This is a genomic window from Pseudomonas arsenicoxydans, assembly GCF_006438915.1.
GTDB classification, from domain to species: domain Bacteria; phylum Pseudomonadota; class Gammaproteobacteria; order Pseudomonadales; family Pseudomonadaceae; genus Aquipseudomonas; species Aquipseudomonas arsenicoxydans_A.
This window is the reverse complement of record NZ_RCZE01000015.1, coordinates 80,802-95,546: the sequence shown is the minus strand read 5'-3', so window position 1 is coordinate 95,546 and position 14,745 is coordinate 80,802. Positions and strand designations below refer to the sequence as shown.

Below are 14,745 nucleotides of genomic sequence, written 5' to 3'. Positions count from 1 at the left end.
CGGTCGACCCTGTCGACCGGGCGGAACCCTTCGAATGAGAGTCTGGGCAGTTGCCAATCAAAAGGGTGGTGTTGGTAAAACCACTTCCTCTATCGCTTTAGCCGGTTTACTGGCCGAGGCGGGCAAGCGCGTGGTTGTGGTCGATCTCGACCCGCACGGCTCCATGACCAGCTACTTCGGCTACGACCCCGACACCCTGGAACACAGCAGTTACGACTTGTTCCTGCACAAGGGCAGCGTGCCGCAAGGCTTGCCCGGTCAGTTGCTGTTGCCCACCAGCCACGAAAGCATTTCCCTGTTGCCCTCCAGTACCGCGCTGGCCACGCTTGAGCGCCAGTCGCCGGGGCAGAGCGGTTTGGGCCTGGTGATCGCCAAGAGCCTCGCGCAGTTGTGGCAGGACTTCGATTACGCGGTGATCGACAGCCCGCCGTTGCTCGGCGTGCTGATGGTCAATGCCTTGGCGGCGAGCCAGCAGTTGGTGATCCCGGTGCAGACCGAGCACCTGGCCGTCAAAGGTCTGGAACGCATGGTCAACACCTTGGCGATGATCAACCGCTCACGCAAACAGGCGCTGCCGTTCACCATCATCCCGACCTTGTTTGACCGCCGCACCCAGGCGTCCCTCGGAACCCTGCGCGTGCTGCGCGACATGTACCCTGAAGAAATCTGGCAAGGCTACATCCCGGTCGATACTCGTCTGCGTGACGCCAGCCGGGCCGGGCTCACGCCTTCGCAGTTCGACGGCAAGAGCCGTGGCGTTCTGGCTTACCGCGCGCTGCTCAAGCATTTGCTGGCGCAGCAATCCGTTGCGCAGGTGGCGTGAGATGAACCTTCCTTGCGTGGTGCTTAAATGAATCGGCCGGTGAAAGTCACCTCTCGCCCGCAACTCGCGCTCCAGAGTTATCTGGACAGCTTGCTTCAGGACGCGACCGAGGAACTGGCGCCTGTCATCGAAGCGCCCATCGAAGTGATTGAACCTGAAAGTGCCCTCGACGAGTTTCAGTTGGCGGTGCTCGAAGAACAGGCGCGTGATGCACGGCCGGCGCCGGTGATTGCACCCGTGGTTGCGCCTGCAGTGAAAGAAACAGCACCAGCACCAGCACCTGTCATGGAAGCACCGGCACCGATCCTCGCGCCGGTATCGACTATCGCACCGCTGCTGCAAACGCTGGTGCCGCCGCTCGTCGAAGTTCATCTCCCACCGAGCAACACGCCGCCTCCGGTCGAAACCGACGGGCGTCCATCGTGGGCCGCCGAGCCCTTCGAATGCCTGTTGTTCGACGTGGCCGGCCTGACGCTGGCGGTGCCGCTGGTATGCCTCGGTTCGATTTATTCATTGGCTGGTCACGAGCTGACACCGCTGTTCGGTCAGCCGGAATGGTTCCTCGGGATTCTTCCGAGCCAGGCCGGCAACCTGAAAGTTCTCGATACCGCGCGTTGGGTCATGCCCGACCGCTACCGCGATGACTTCCGCCAGGGCCTGCAATACGTCATTTCGGTTCAGGGCTATGAGTGGGGGCTGGCGGTGCATCAGGTCAGCCGCTCGTTGCGCCTGGACCCCAACGAAATCAAATGGCGCAGCCACCGTGGTCAACGACCGTGGCTGGCGGGCACCGTGATTGAACACATGTGTGCCTTGCTCGACGTTTCCGCGCTGGCCGATCTGATCGCCAGCGGCGGGGCAAAGCACCTGAGCAGTATCAAGAAACCGGCTCACAAACCAACATAAAAAACACGCAACGGCAGTGACTGCCGGCGCACAGAACACACACCGCCAGGGCGGTTTTTCGAGGGGTCAGGTATGAGTAATCAAGCGACAAATGCAAAGGGTTCCGAAGATCCGATCCTGCAATGGGTAACTTTCAAGCTGGACAACGAAACCTACGGCATCAACGTGATGCGCGTTCAGGAAGTCCTGCGCTACACCGAAATCGCCCCGGTCCCGGGTGCCCCGTCCTACGTGCTGGGCATCATCAACCTGCGCGGTAACGTGGTCACCGTGATCGACACCCGTCAGCGCTTCGGCCTGATGAATGCCGAGATCAGCGACAACACCCGTATCGTCATCATCGAAGCCGACAAGCAAGTGGTCGGGATCATGGTCGACAGCGTTGCCGAAGTGGTTTACCTGCGTCAGTCGGAAATCGAAACCGCGCCAAACGTCGGTAACGAAGAATCCGCCAAGTTCATTCAAGGCGTGTGCAACAAGAATAACGAACTGCTGATCCTGGTCGAGCTGGACAAGATGATGAGCGAAGAAGAATGGTCGGATCTGGAGAATATTTGATTGATTCTTGAGGTAGCGGTCATTGTCCTGTTCCTTTTCTGGGCAGGCACGCTGGCGATGTTTCTGGCGTACATACGCGGTCAACGACTGATCGCCGCGCAACAGGCTCAGGGCGATGCGCTGCGGGATCAGCGCATCAAGGACCTGGGCAAACGCGTGGACGACTATCAGCGCGGCAACGTGCGCATGGGTGAAGACCTGCACGAGCTGCGCGCGGTGGTCGGCCCGCTGCCGGACAAACTGGCGCAACTGGAACAGCGCGACCCGTCGAGCCTGTCGTTTGCCCAAGCGGCGCGACTGGTCGGAATGGGCGCTACAGTGGATGAACTGACTCAGTCCTGCGGGTTGACCCAGGCTGAGGCGGAGTTGATGCGCAAGCTTCACAAGAACTGACACCTGTCAGAGATCGTTCCCACGCTCCGCGTGGGAATGCCTCTGGGGACGCTCCGCGTTCAGCTGTTGAATCTGACGCAGAGCGTCACGTGCTTCATTCCCACGCAGAGCGTGGGAACGATCAGTAGTCATCCCCGCGATCAGTAATGTCCTTCTCCAGCATGACCGCCTCCGCATCATGCCCCGCCGGAAACTTGCCCTTCAGATTCCACGCAAACGCAATAATTTCGGCGATCGTGCGGTACAACTCCTCCGGAATACTCTCGCCCAAATCCATCCGCGCCAGCAGTTTCACCAGTTCGGCGTTTTCGTAGATCGGCACTTCGTAGTCGCGGGCGATCCGCAGTATCTCTTCCGCTAGCGCTTCGTCACCCTTGGCCGTGAGGGTAGGGGCGTGGCTGCCGTCGTATTTGAGGGCGATGGCCTGGCGTGGGGCGTTGGGATTTCTCATGCGGTTTCGTCGACCCAGCGTTGTTCGAGACGGGTTTGCGGGCCTTGCGGCGGTTTGCCGAGGTGGCAATCCAGATCGCCGACGTTCAGGCCCGAGGCCAGCAGGCGTTCACGCAGCCCGGCCAGGTTGCTTTCGATCAGGCTCGCGGTGTAGGGGCGTTCAGCCCAGAGTTGGCTGGACAGGCTGCCCTTGATCAACTGCGCCTGAATCTGCAAGGGGCCTAGCGGCTCCATGTCGAACGCCAGGTCGACGCGCCACAATTGTTGCTTGGGCTCACGTTCGTCGCGACGTTCGTGCGGTTGTTCTTTCTCGGGGGCTTCTTCGCGCTGGAACTTGACCTGTAACGGCACGATGTCCTGCAGGTTGCGCATCGGAATTTCCAGTTGCCAGGTGCTGACCAGCCGCCCATCGTCTGTCAGACCGGTTTGCTCCAGGCTCGACAGTTGATGGCTTTGCAGGCGCGAAACCGCCGCCGCAGCCAAACGCAGCAAGTGCTCCAGATCACCTTCACCGTCCTGGCTTTGCAGCAGACGCTCGGGCAGCGGGAAGCTGGTCGGCAGCGGTTTGGCGCTGACCTGGCCGAGCATGCCGAGTGCGCTGCGCACAAAGCTTGGCATCGCCTGCACCAATGTGTTGGCGGCGATGATTGCATTGAGGTTGGTGTTAGCCGGCAGCCCCGGCGTCAGTTGCGCGATCAGCTTGAGCAAATCGCCCTTCATGTCTGGAGTCAGCGTCGGGTTCTGTCCGGTGAGCAGTTTCGCTTCGAGGAACAGACCACTGTTGGCCAGCGCCTGAGCCAGACCCTTTGGCGTACTCAATTGCTGAACATCCGGCAAACCAGCGAGGAGTTTTTCTACGGCAGCGCGCAAGTCGTTGGAAGTCTGGTCTGCGGACGCGGACGCGGACGGCAAGGGCAGGTTTTGCAGGGCCTTGATCAAGCCATCCAGCGAGCCCTGGCGACTTTGCTGGCTGACCAGTTGCTGTGTCACCGCCAATTGTTCCTGGCGGCTGCTTAACGGGACGAACTTCAGCGTCTGGGTGTCTTGCACCATGGCGCTCAACAACGTGCCGATGCGCAGCGGCGTCGGGCTGTCGATGCTCAAGGTGCTGCCGCTCAGCACGGTGTTCAACAAGCTCACCATCGAGCGAAACACCGTCGGTTGCCCCGGCACCTGCGGCAGCACCTGCGAGGTCAACACTTTGCCTTGCAGCAAGGTGCCGACCGGTAGTTGCGCCGTGTCGATGCGGGTGAGGGTGGCGATGCTGGAAGCGATGGCTTGTTGCACGGTGATTGCCAGATTGCTCGCCGACGGCTGCGTGATCGCCAGGCTGGTGCCTTGGGGCAGCGGTTGCGTGCTGGTGGCCTGCACGGTGGTCTGGCGACCGCTGTCGAGGGTGACTTTGAGCAGCAGTTGAAAAGTCTGATCCGTCTGCTTGAGCGACAGTACTTCAGCCTTGGCGGTCTGCCCGACGTCGATCAGGCCCTCCATTGGCTTGAGCAACTGCAGCAGATCGCCACTCACCACCAGTGGCCGCGAAGTCGCGGGCGTGGTCTGGGGTAGCGGAAGGATGTTCATTTCGCCTGTCATACGCGGTCACAACCTGAGGAAAATGCACTCTTTAGAGTAGGGCATGGCATGTATAATGCCGCCCGTCTTTCGGGGAGTGGCGAAAACATTGCAATTGTTTGACGCAGCTCTCTAGAACAGGCCGCCAATGCATCTATGCTGCATCTCTTTAGCGGCCGCTTCGCCGCCGACTTGAACCGCAAAAGGCCCGTAATCCCTTGACCAGCCCAGTCCTGCAAACCGTTGCCCTCGCTTGTGAGCGAGACCTTCGGCTGCTCTTCGAAAATCTCGATTTGAGACTGGCCAGTGGCGAAATGTTGCAAATCAGCGGCCCCAACGGCAGTGGCAAGACCAGCCTGTTGCGCCTGCTGTGTGGCCTGATGCAGCCGACCGCCGGTCAGGTGCTGCTCAACGGCCAGCCGCTCAATGAGCAACGTTTCGAGCTGGCGCGCAACCTGCTGTGGATCGGTCATGCCGCCGGTATCAAGGAGTTGCTGACCCCTGAGGAAAACCTCAGCTGGCTCTGTGCCCTGCATCACCCGGCTTCCCATGAAGCGATCTGGGAGGCGCTGGCTGCGGTGGGGCTGCGCGGTTTCGAGGATGTTCCCTGCCACATCTTGTCGGCTGGCCAACATCGTCGCGTGGCGCTGGCGCGGTTGTACCTGGACAGCCCGCCGCTGTGGATTCTCGATGAACCGTTCACCGCGCTCGATAAACAAGGCGTGGCGCAACTTGAAGAACACCTGGCCGCGCACTGCGAGCGCGGCGGCATGGTCGTGTTGACTACGCACCACACGCTGAGCCGGATGCCGGCCGGCTATCGCGACATTGACCTGGGGAATTGGGCCGTATGAGTGTTTTCGGCCTGTTGGTCGCCCGTGAGGCCCGTTTATTGTTTCGCCGTCCTGCGGAACTGGCTAATCCGCTGGTGTTCTTCGCCATCGTGGTGGCGTTGTTCCCGCTGGCGGTCGGCCCCGAGGCTCAATTGTTGCAAACCTTGTCTCCGGGACTGGTCTGGGTGGCCGCGCTTTTATCGGTTCTGCTCTCGCTGGACGGGCTTTTTCGCAGTGATTTTGAAGACGGTTCGCTTGAACAGTGGGTCCTTTCGTCGCACCCCCTGCCTCTTCTGGTTTTGGCCAAGGTACTGGCACACTGGGCCTTCTCTGGCCTGGCACTGGTTTTGCTCGCTCCACTGCTGGCGTTGATGCTCGGTTTGCCTGCCGCTTGTCTGCCGGTGTTGCTGCTTTCCTTATTGCTGGGTACACCGGTGCTGAGCCTGCTCGGTGCGGTGGGCGCAGCTCTGACGGTCGGATTGAAGCGCGGTGGCCTGTTGCTGGCGCTGCTGATTTTGCCGCTGTACATCCCGGTGTTGATTCTCGGCAGTGGCGCCTTGCAGGCAGCCTTGCAGGGCATGCCGGCGACCGGTTATCTCTTGTGGCTTGGTAGCCTGACCGCCCTGGCGATAACCCTGACACCTTTTGCAATAGCTGCTGGCCTGAAGATCAGCGTCGGCGAATAATGAGGTCTGGTTAAAATTTAACCAGTAAAGACCCAGCCCTTCACAGCGAAGGGCAACCGTGATGGAAACAGTATGAACTGGACGTGGTTTCACAAGCTCGGCTCGCCCAAATGGTTTTACGGCATCAGCGGCAAACTGCTGCCCTGGCTGAGCGTCGCGGCGTTGCTGCTGATCGGCGTCGGTGTCGTTTGGGGCCTGGCCTTCGCGCCGCCCGATTACCAGCAAGGCAACAGCTTTCGCATCATCTATATCCATGTTCCGGCCGCCATGCTGGCGCAGTCCTGCTATGTGATGCTGGCCGTGTGCGGGATCGTCGGGCTGGTCTGGAAGATGAAACTGGCCGACGTCGCCCTGCAATGCGCGGCGCCCATCGGTGCCTGGATGACCGCTGTGGCGCTGGTCACTGGCGCGATCTGGGGCAAACCGACCTGGGGTTCGTGGTGGGTCTGGGATGCGCGACTGACGTCCATGCTGATTCTGCTGTTTCTGTACTTCGGTCTTATTGCGCTGGGCAACGCCATCAGCAATCGTGACAGCGCCGCCAAGGCCTGTGCGGTGCTGGCGATTGTCGGCGTGATCAATATCCCGATCATCAAGTACTCGGTGGAGTGGTGGAACACCCTGCACCAGGGCGCGACCTTCACCCTCACCGAAAAACCGGCGATGCCGGCCGAGATGTGGCTGCCTCTGCTGCTGACGGTGCTGGGTTTCTACTGTTTCTTCGGCGCGGTCCTGTTGCTGCGCATGCGCCTTGAAGTGCTCAAGCGCGAAGCGCGGGCCAGTTGGGTCAAGGCCGAAGTACAGAACAGTCTGGAGGCCGCTCGATGAGTTTTGCTTCATTCGGCGACTTCCTCGCCATGGGCCATCACGCCCTGTATGTCTGGTCCGCCTATGGCATCTGCCTGGCGGTGCTGGCCCTCAACGTGGCGGCGCCGATCCTGGCCCGCAAGCGGTATCTGCAACAAGAGGCGCGTCGTCTGCGCCGGGAGAACGGCAAGTGAATCCGCTGCGCAAAAAGCGTCTTATCATCATTCTCGCGATCCTGGTGGGGGTCGGCGCAGCCGTCGGCCTGGCCCTGAGCGCCCTGCAGCAGAACATCAATCTGTTTTACACCCCGACCCAGATCGCCAACGGCGAAGCGCCGCAAGACACGCGTATTCGGGCGGGTGGCATGGTCGAGAAAGGTTCGCTGCAACGTTCCGGCGATTCGCTGGACGTCAAATTCGTCGTCACTGACTTCAACAAATCCGTGACCATCACCTATCGCGGCATTCTTCCGGACCTGTTCCGTGAAGGGCAGGGCATTGTCGCCCTGGGCAAAATCAACGCCGACGGCGTGGTGGTGGCCGACGAAGTGCTGGCCAAGCACGACGAGAAATACATGCCGCCGGAAGTGACCAAGGCCCTGAAAGACAGCGGCATGTCGGCACCTACTCCTGCGAAAGAGGGTTAATAGATGACTTCTGCAATCTTTATCCCGGAGCTGGGTCATCTGGCTATGATTCTGGCGTTGTGTTTCGCGCTGGTTCAAGCCGTGGTGCCGTTGCTCGGTGCCTGGCGCGGTGACCGCTTGTGGATGAGCCTTGCTCTACCCGCTGCCTGGGGCCAGTTCACCTTTCTTGTATTCGCCTTCGGGTGCTTGACCTACGCGTTCATGACCGACGACTTCTCGGTCGGCTACGTCGCCAGCAACTCCAACAGCGCCTTGCCGTGGTACTACAAATTCAGTGCAGTGTGGGGCGCACACGAAGGGTCATTGCTGTTGTGGGCATTGATCCTCGGCGGCTGGACCTTCGCAGTATCAGTATTCTCCCGGCAATTGCCGCAGGTCATGCTGGCCCGTGTGCTGGCGGTGATGGGCATGATCAGCACCGGTTTCCTGCTGTTCCTGATCCTCACGTCCAACCCGTTCAAGCGCATCCTGCCGCAAGTGCCGAGTGATGGCGCCGACCTCAATCCGTTGCTGCAAGACATCGGCCTGATCGTTCACCCGCCGATGCTGTACATGGGTTATGTCGGTTTCTCGGTGGCCTTCGCCTTCGCCATTGCGGCGCTGATGGGCGGTCGCCTCGATGCGGCGTGGGCACGCTGGTCGCGCCCGTGGACCATCGTCGCCTGGGCCTTCCTCGGTATTGGTATCACCCTCGGTTCCTGGTGGGCTTATTACGAACTCGGCTGGGGCGGCTGGTGGTTCTGGGACCCGGTGGAAAACGCCTCCTTCATGCCTTGGCTGGTCGGTACGGCGCTGATTCACTCGTTGGCGGTCACGGAAAAACGTGGCGTGTTCAAGAGCTGGACCGTGTTGCTGGCCATCGCCGCGTTCTCGCTGAGCTTGCTCGGTACGTTCCTCGTGCGTTCCGGCGTACTGACCTCGGTTCACGCGTTTGCGTCCGACCCTGAGCGCGGTGTGTTCATCCTGATTTTCCTGCTGTTTGTGGTCGGCGGTTCGCTGACGCTGTTCGCCCTGCGGGCACCGGTGGTCAAGAGCCAGGTCGGCTTCAACCTCTGGTCCCGGGAAACCCTGCTGCTGGGGAACAACCTGGTGCTGGTGGTGGCGGCTTCGATGATCCTGCTCGGCACCTTGTACCCGCTGATTCTCGACGCGATGACCGGCGCCAAACTGTCCGTCGGCCCGCCGTACTTCAACGCGCTGTTCATTCCGTTGATGGCGTTGCTGATGGTGGTGATGGCCGTCGGGATGCTGGTGCGCTGGAAAGACACCCCGGTCAAATGGCTGATGAGCATGCTGACCCCGGTATTGCTGGGGAGCGCTGCGTTGGCCGTGATCGCCGGCGTCGCTTATGGCGATTTCAACTGGGCGGTGATCGCGACCTTCATGCTCGCGGCCTGGGTATTGCTCGCCGGTGTCCGGGATATTCTCGACAAGACCCGTCACAAAGGCCTGATCAAAGGCCTGCCGACCCTGACTCGCAGCTATTGGGGCATGCAGGTTGCTCACCTCGGCATTGCCGTGTGCGCGCTGGGTGTCGTGTTGTCGAGCCAGAACAGTGCCGAGCGCGACTTGCGCCTGGCGCCGGGCGAGTCCATGGACCTGGCCGGTTATCACTTCGTGTTCGAAGGAGCCAAGCACTTCGAAGGCCCGAACTTCACCTCCGACAAGGGCACCATTCGGGTGATCCGCGACGGCAAGGAAGTCAGCGTGCTGCACCCGGAAAAACGCCTGTACACCGTGCAGAATTCGGTGATGACCGAAGCCGGGATCGACGCCGGTTTCACCCGCGACCTCTACGTCGCCCTCGGCGAACCGCTGGGTGATGGCGCCTGGGCCGTGCGCGTTCACGTCAAACCGTTCGTGCGCTGGATCTGGTTCGGTGGCTTGCTGACTGGTTTCGGTGGGTTACTGGCGGCGCTGGATCGGCGTTATCGGGTCAAGGTGAAAAGCCGGGTGCGTGAAGCACTGGGCATGAAGGGAGCCACTGCATGAGACGTTGGTTGATGCTGTTGCCACTGATTATTTTTCTGGTGGTGGCTGTTTTCCTGTATCGCGGGTTGTACCTCGACCCGGCCGAGTTGCCTTCGGCGATGATCAACAAGCCGTTCCCGGAGTTTTCCCTGCCATCGGTGCAAGGTGACAAGACCTTGACCAAGGCAGACATCGTGGGCAAACCGGCGCTGGTCAACGTCTGGGGCACCTGGTGCATTTCCTGCCGGGTCGAGCACCCGGTGCTGAACAAACTGGCCCAGCAGGGCGTGGTGATCTACGGCATCAATTACAAGGACGTCAACGCCGACGCCTTGAAGTGGCTGGTGGAATTCCACAACCCGTATCAACTGAACATCCGTGACGACGCCGGCACCCTGGGCCTGAACCTGGGTGTGTATGGCGCGCCGGAAACCTTTTTCATCGACGCCAAGGGCATCATCCGCGACAAGTTCGTCGGCGTGATCGACGAGCAGGTCTGGCGTGAAAAACTGGCCGCCAAGTATCAGGCGCTGGTCGATGAGGCCAAGCCATGAAGCGCTGGATAGCTGCAGCGGTACTGGGTTTGAGCATGGCCGGCGTGGCACACGCGGCCATCGACACCTACGAGTTCGCCAAAGAGGGTGATCGCGAGCGTTTTCGCGAGCTGACCAAAGAGCTGCGTTGCCCCAAGTGCCAGAATCAGGACATCGCCGACTCCAACGCCCCGATTGCCGCCGACCTGCGCAAAGAGATTTTTCGCATGCTCGGCGAGGGCAAGGACAACCAGCAGATCATCGACTTCATGGTCGACCGCTACGGTGATTTCGTCCGCTACAAACCGGCTCTCAACGCCAAGACTGCACTGCTCTGGTTCGGCCCGGCCGGCCTGCTGCTGGGCGGTTTCGTGATCATCGCCGTGATCGTCCGCCGTCGTCGTGCGCAACGCGCCGAAACCCCGGACGCGCTTTCTGCCGAGGAGCGTGAGCGCCTCGACCACCTGTTGGATAAAAACCAAGAATGATTGATTTCTGGCTCGCTGCAGGTCTGCTACTTCTGGTTGCCCTGAGTTTTCTGTTGATCCCAGTTTTGCGCGTTCGTCGCGCTCAACTTGAAGAGGATCGTACCGCCCTGAACGTCGCACTGTACCAAGAGCGCGTGGCTGAGTTGCAGACTCAGCAGGAAGAGGGCGTGCTCGACGCCGGGCAAATGGACACCGGCCGTGCCGAAGCAGCCCGTGAGCTGCTCGCCGATACCGAAGGCGTTGCGGCGCCGCGTGTGGGCCGCTTGGGCAAGCCGTTGCCGTTGCTGGCGGCGGTACTGGTTCCGGTGCTCGGCCTGGGGTTGTACCTGCATTTCGGCGCCAGCGACAAAGTCGAACTGACCCGCGAGTTTTCCCAGGCGCCACAGTCGATGGAAGAGATGACCCGTCGCCTGGAACGCGCCGTCGCGGCTCAGCCGGAATCGGCTGAAGGCCTGTATTTCCTCGGTCGCACCTACATGGCTCAAGACCGTCCGGGCGATGCGGCGAAGATCTTCGAACGCACGGTGAACCTGGCCGGTCGTCAACCGGAGCTGCTCGGCCAATGGGCGCAGGCCCAATACTTTGCCGATGGCAAAAAGTGGTCTGACAAGATTCAGGCGCTGACCGATGAAGCGCTGAAAGCCGATCCGAAAGAAGTCACCAGCCTTGGCTTGCTGGGCATCGCGGCGTTCGAAGCGCAGCGTTACCAGGACGCCATTGACTATTGGAATCGCCTGCTGGCGCAGCTGCCGCCCGAGGACAGCTCCCGCGCCGCCCTGCAAGGCGGTATCGCCCGGGCCACCGAGAAGCTGGAAGCCAGCGGCGGCAAGGTTGCCCAGGCACCTGCGGCGAAGACTGCAGCGTTGCTGAAAGTCACCGTAGACCTGGCGCCAGCGCTCAAAGCCAAGGTCCAGCCGGGTGACAGCGTCTTCATCTTCGCCCGCGCCACCTCAGGCCCACCTGCGCCGTTGGCCGCCAAACGCCTGACCGTGGCCGACTTGCCGGTGACCGTCGAACTGGGTGATGCCGACGCAATGATGCCGCAGTTGAAACTGTCGAACTTCCCTGAAGTCCAACTGGTTGCGCGCGTCTCCCGTGCCGGCCAGCCGACTGCCGGTGAATGGGTCGGTCGCAGCCAGCCTCTGGCCAGCAGCACCACCGCGACGCAGACACTGACCATCGACAGCCCGGACAAATAACAGGAAAACGCCCATGACCGCCATCGCTCGAATCACCCTGCTCAGTCTGGTTTTGGGGTTGAGTGCATGTGCGGTCCAGCCGCCGGAGCGCGAGTCGCCGCAGCCGATTCCGCCCTCGCAGCCAAAACCTACACCGTCGACATCACCTTCGCCGAGTAAACCGGGCATCCCCGCCAAGCCGGCCAAACCGATGCCGCGCACCTCCGCCAGCTTCGCACCGCCACCGGGTGGCAACAGCCATTGGGATGCCAAGCTTGGCGTCTATGTGCTTGATGATCAGCCAAACACCTTCTACCGTCAGCGCACCTATTACCGCTGGAACAATGGCTGGAGCCGGTCGATCAGTCCGAACGGGCCGTGGGAAGAGACCAATATCCATGGCGTGCCGGGTGGGTTGGGGCGTCAATTCGGGGAATAACGCACAAGGCGACTTTCGAGTCGCCTTTTTTGTGGGCGCTGGAAAAGAAAGATGCGGTTTTCGATGGTGTACATATCCGTTTCTGCGGTAATGGCCGCCTATTGGTTCCGCCCTTACGGCTGGTGACTTTGAAAAGCGCAAAGTAACCAAACGCTTTCGCCCCTGACGTCCGGTGCCTCGCCCAGGCTCGGCATGCCCTCGCTCCGGTCCTGCTCCGTGGGCCCGCCGCCATCGGCCATCCATGGCCGGGGGCGGCTACCGCGGCTTCCTTGCCGCGGTGCCCACTGCGCAGAACCTCCGCTCGGCCTTCCGACGGGGCAGATCAAGATCAAAATCCAAAGCTAAAGCAAAAGCGACGCGGCCGAACGGCCTGTTCTTAAAAGTACAAAACACAGGCGTCATATACAGCGGTGAAAGTGGAATGCCTCACTCGTATCCTGTCCTTAACGCTTGTGCCTGCTCCGCGAGAAGCGTCATTGCTTGCTCGCTGGCAGTGTCGCGCCGGTTTTTATAGTCCATCAAATCGGCGAAGCGCACACGTCGGTGCTTGCCGGTTTTGTGGTAGGACAAGTCGCCGGATTCGAGCAGTTTGATCAGGTGCGGACGTGAGACGTTGAGCAGGTCGACGGCTTCCTGGGGGGTGAGTTCGGCGTGAACCGGAACCACTTTGACGGCGTTGCCCGCCGCGAGCTTCGAATTAATCGAAAATCGAAAATCGAAAATCGAAAATCGAAAATCGAAAATCGAAACGTCAGGCTCCTTTCACCAACAACCCCTGCACATACCCCACAAACGCCCGAGCCTTTGCGCTGGCCATTCTTCCAGTAGGAAACACCGCCCACAAATCCTGGTTCGGCAATGTCCAGTCCGTCATCACTTCCCTGACGGCGCCACTGGCCAGCTCCGGGGCAAACATCCATTCGGAGGCCATGGTCAGCCCGAGATGGGCGAAGACCGCTTCGCGCAATCCTTCGGCGGCGCTGACGCGAATTCGGCCGTTGATGATCACTGACTGTTCTTCATTCGCGTTGCGAAATTGCCAGTTGGCGCCACCGCCCAGGGCGTAGACCACAGCCTGGTGTTTGCACAGGTCAGCGGGGCAGGTGGGTTCGCCGTGTTTTTCGAAGTAGGCCGGCGTGGCGAGCACCACGCGTCGGCATTCGGCGATCTTGCGGGCGGTGAGGCCGGAGTCGCTCAGGGCGCCCATGCGCAGCGCGATGTCGACGCCTTCTTCGACCAGATTGAGGTTGCGGTCGTCGAGCAGCAGGTCGATGTTCAGGTCCGGGTTCTGTTCGAGGAACCGCCCGAGGTGCGGCACGATATGTATTCGGCCGAAGGTCACAGCGGCGCAAATGCGCAGGTTGCCGGTCAGCCCGCTGGCGGCACCGCGCGCGGCGTTGTCGGCCTCATCGGATTCTTCGATGGCACGCTTGGCGCGCTCGAAAAACGCCAGGCCGGCCTCGGTGGGCGTCAGGCCTCGGGTCGAGCGCAACAGCAGTCGCACGGCCAGGCGTGATTCGAGTTGAGCAATGGCTTTCGACACGGCGGGCTGGCCGATATTCAGACGCCGGGCGGCGGCGGAAAACGAGCCGGTTTCCACGACGTAGACGAAGGTTTCCATTGCGGCGAGGCGGTCCATTCGAAACCCTTGTGCAGTCTGATGCCTTCAGGAAGCCCCCTGTAGGAGCTCAGCTCCTACGGGGTTTTGTGTTGTTGGTTAGAACGCGGCTTTGCCGATGGAGGAGCCGCCGTCGACAAACAGCGTTTGCCCGGTGATAAAACCGCTTTGCTCGGACAGCAAAAACGCAATCGCCGCCGCAATCTCTTGCGGCTGCCCTAAACGCCCCATCGGCACGCCTGCCAGATACCGCGCTTCACCCTCACTGCCCGGCGGATTATTGGTACGGAACAATTCGGTTTCGGTTGGCCCCGGTGCCACGGCGTTCACTGTCACGCCAGTTTTCGCCAGCTCCAGCGCCCACGATCGCGTGAAGCTGATCAGCGCCGCTTTCGCCGCCGCATACGCCGTGCGTTGGGTGATCCCGAGCACAGTCAAACTGGAAATATTCACCACCCGACCCCAGCCTTTGGCGCGCATGTTCGGCAACAGTGCCTGGGTGGCCTGCAACGCCGAATGAAGGTTGACCCGCATCACATCGTCGAACGTATCCAGATCTATCTCGCCCAACACTTGCGGGCGTACCAGACCGACATTGTTCACCAGCCCATCAAACTCGTAGGTCCTGGCCAGATCCGCGATGACTTCCTGCGTCAGCGCCCGGTCGCTCAAATCCAGCGGAAACAGAATGCCGGGGAACGTCAGGTCAGGGGTTCGGGCAATCCCGACCACCCGGTGCCCGGCGCGGTCCAGATGCTCGGCCACCGCGCGACCGATGCCTTTGCTGGCGCCAGTGATGAGAAAAGTACGACGGGTCATTTCACACTCCTTGAAAAAAACCTGCCGC

Annotated in this window: 18 protein-coding genes and 1 pseudogene; 14 read left to right on the top strand and 5 right to left on the bottom strand. The window is 61.0% G+C overall.

From position 1 onward, the window contains the following. Positions 1-34: 34 nt before the first annotated feature. The 4 genes from EAH78_RS27015 (at position 35) to EAH78_RS27000 (ending at position 2,680) form a co-directional block, all read left to right on the top strand. Complete coding sequence (locus tag EAH78_RS27015; protein WP_140670719.1) at positions 35-823, top strand: ParA family protein; 789 nt, start codon at positions 35-37, stop codon at positions 821-823. A 27-nt stretch (positions 824-850) separates the two neighbouring features. Next, on the top strand, positions 851-1,729 hold the full coding sequence (locus EAH78_RS27010; RefSeq protein ID WP_140670717.1) for a chemotaxis protein CheW: 879 nt from the start codon (positions 851-853) through the stop codon (positions 1,727-1,729). A gap of 72 nt (positions 1,730-1,801) precedes the next feature. Then, positions 1,802-2,287: a chemotaxis protein CheW gene (locus EAH78_RS27005; RefSeq protein WP_008155806.1), complete on the top strand. Its 486-nt coding sequence runs from the start codon at positions 1,802-1,804 to the stop codon at positions 2,285-2,287. Beyond that, on the top strand, positions 2,288-2,680 hold the full coding sequence (locus EAH78_RS27000) for a DUF2802 domain-containing protein (protein WP_140670715.1): 393 nt from the start codon (positions 2,288-2,290) through the stop codon (positions 2,678-2,680). A gap of 121 nt (positions 2,681-2,801) precedes the next feature. Here EAH78_RS27000 and EAH78_RS26995 read toward each other — a convergent pair whose 3' ends face one another. Together EAH78_RS26995 and EAH78_RS26990 are read right to left on the bottom strand one after the other, a co-directional pair. Next, on the bottom strand, positions 2,802-3,131 hold the full coding sequence (locus EAH78_RS26995; protein ID WP_140670713.1) for an EscU/YscU/HrcU family type III secretion system export apparatus switch protein: 330 nt from the start codon (positions 3,129-3,131) through the stop codon (positions 2,802-2,804). Continuing rightward, a complete protein-coding gene (locus tag EAH78_RS26990; RefSeq protein ID WP_140670711.1) occupies positions 3,128-4,720 on the bottom strand; it encodes a flagellar hook-length control protein FliK in 1,593 nt (530 codons plus the stop codon). The genes EAH78_RS26995 and EAH78_RS26990 overlap by 4 nt, the downstream gene beginning before the upstream one ends. A 197-nt stretch (positions 4,721-4,917) precedes the next feature. Between EAH78_RS26990 and ccmA the strand changes: the two genes are divergently transcribed. The 10 genes from ccmA (at position 4,918) to EAH78_RS26940 (ending at position 12,280) form a co-directional block, all read left to right on the top strand. Further along, on the top strand, positions 4,918-5,553 hold the full coding sequence (gene ccmA, locus EAH78_RS26985) for a cytochrome c biogenesis heme-transporting ATPase CcmA (protein ID WP_140670709.1): 636 nt from the start codon (positions 4,918-4,920) through the stop codon (positions 5,551-5,553). Further along, a complete protein-coding gene (gene ccmB / locus EAH78_RS26980; RefSeq protein ID WP_007946758.1) occupies positions 5,550-6,218 on the top strand; it encodes a heme exporter protein CcmB in 669 nt (222 codons plus the stop codon). Before ccmA ends, ccmB begins: the two co-directional genes overlap by 4 nt. Positions 6,219-6,290: 72 nt before the next feature. Then, positions 6,291-7,046, top strand: a complete 756-nt coding sequence (locus EAH78_RS26975) for a heme ABC transporter permease (RefSeq protein WP_007946756.1) — start codon at positions 6,291-6,293, stop codon at positions 7,044-7,046. Next, entirely contained in the window at positions 7,043-7,219 is a 177-nt protein-coding gene (ccmD, locus tag EAH78_RS26970) for a heme exporter protein CcmD (RefSeq protein WP_008145547.1), read from the top strand. Before EAH78_RS26975 ends, ccmD begins: the two co-directional genes overlap by 4 nt. Further along, entirely contained in the window at positions 7,216-7,671 is a 456-nt protein-coding gene (gene ccmE, locus EAH78_RS26965; RefSeq protein WP_140670707.1) for a cytochrome c maturation protein CcmE, read from the top strand. Before ccmD ends, ccmE begins: the two co-directional genes overlap by 4 nt. A 3-nt stretch (positions 7,672-7,674) precedes the next feature. Then, the gene (locus EAH78_RS26960; protein ID WP_140670705.1) at positions 7,675-9,663 is read left to right on the top strand and encodes a heme lyase CcmF/NrfE family subunit; all 1,989 of its coding nucleotides are present in this window, start codon (positions 7,675-7,677) and stop codon (positions 9,661-9,663) included. Continuing rightward, positions 9,660-10,196, top strand: a complete 537-nt coding sequence (locus EAH78_RS26955) for a DsbE family thiol:disulfide interchange protein (RefSeq protein WP_140670703.1) — start codon at positions 9,660-9,662, stop codon at positions 10,194-10,196. Before EAH78_RS26960 ends, EAH78_RS26955 begins: the two co-directional genes overlap by 4 nt. After that, positions 10,193-10,663 carry a cytochrome c-type biogenesis protein gene (locus tag EAH78_RS26950; RefSeq protein ID WP_140670701.1) on the top strand — a complete coding sequence of 157 codons (471 nt, stop codon included), beginning with the start codon at positions 10,193-10,195 and terminating at the stop codon, positions 10,661-10,663. Before EAH78_RS26955 ends, EAH78_RS26950 begins: the two co-directional genes overlap by 4 nt. After that, positions 10,660-11,862, top strand: a complete 1,203-nt coding sequence (gene ccmI / locus EAH78_RS26945) for a c-type cytochrome biogenesis protein CcmI (RefSeq protein ID WP_140670699.1) — start codon at positions 10,660-10,662, stop codon at positions 11,860-11,862. The genes EAH78_RS26950 and ccmI overlap by 4 nt, the downstream gene beginning before the upstream one ends. Positions 11,863-11,875: 13 nt before the next feature. Then, complete coding sequence (locus EAH78_RS26940) at positions 11,876-12,280, top strand: hypothetical protein (RefSeq protein WP_140670697.1); 405 nt, start codon at positions 11,876-11,878, stop codon at positions 12,278-12,280. A 426-nt stretch (positions 12,281-12,706) separates the two neighbouring features. Here the strand turns inward: EAH78_RS26940 and EAH78_RS26935 are convergent. From EAH78_RS26935 to EAH78_RS26925, 3 genes and pseudogenes are all read right to left on the bottom strand, one after another. Next, positions 12,707-12,982 (bottom strand): annotated as a pseudogene (locus EAH78_RS26935) (excisionase family DNA-binding protein); the annotation flags it as partial. 49 nt (positions 12,983-13,031) lie between these two features. Next, positions 13,032-13,919: a LysR family transcriptional regulator gene (locus tag EAH78_RS26930; RefSeq protein WP_140670695.1), complete on the bottom strand. Its 888-nt coding sequence runs from the start codon at positions 13,917-13,919 to the stop codon at positions 13,032-13,034. 78 nt (positions 13,920-13,997) lie between these two features. Beyond that, positions 13,998-14,717 (bottom strand): SDR family oxidoreductase, encoded by a 720-nt coding sequence (locus EAH78_RS26925; protein ID WP_140670692.1) that lies wholly within the window; start codon positions 14,715-14,717, stop codon positions 13,998-14,000. Between the last annotated feature and the right edge of the window lie 28 nt (positions 14,718-14,745).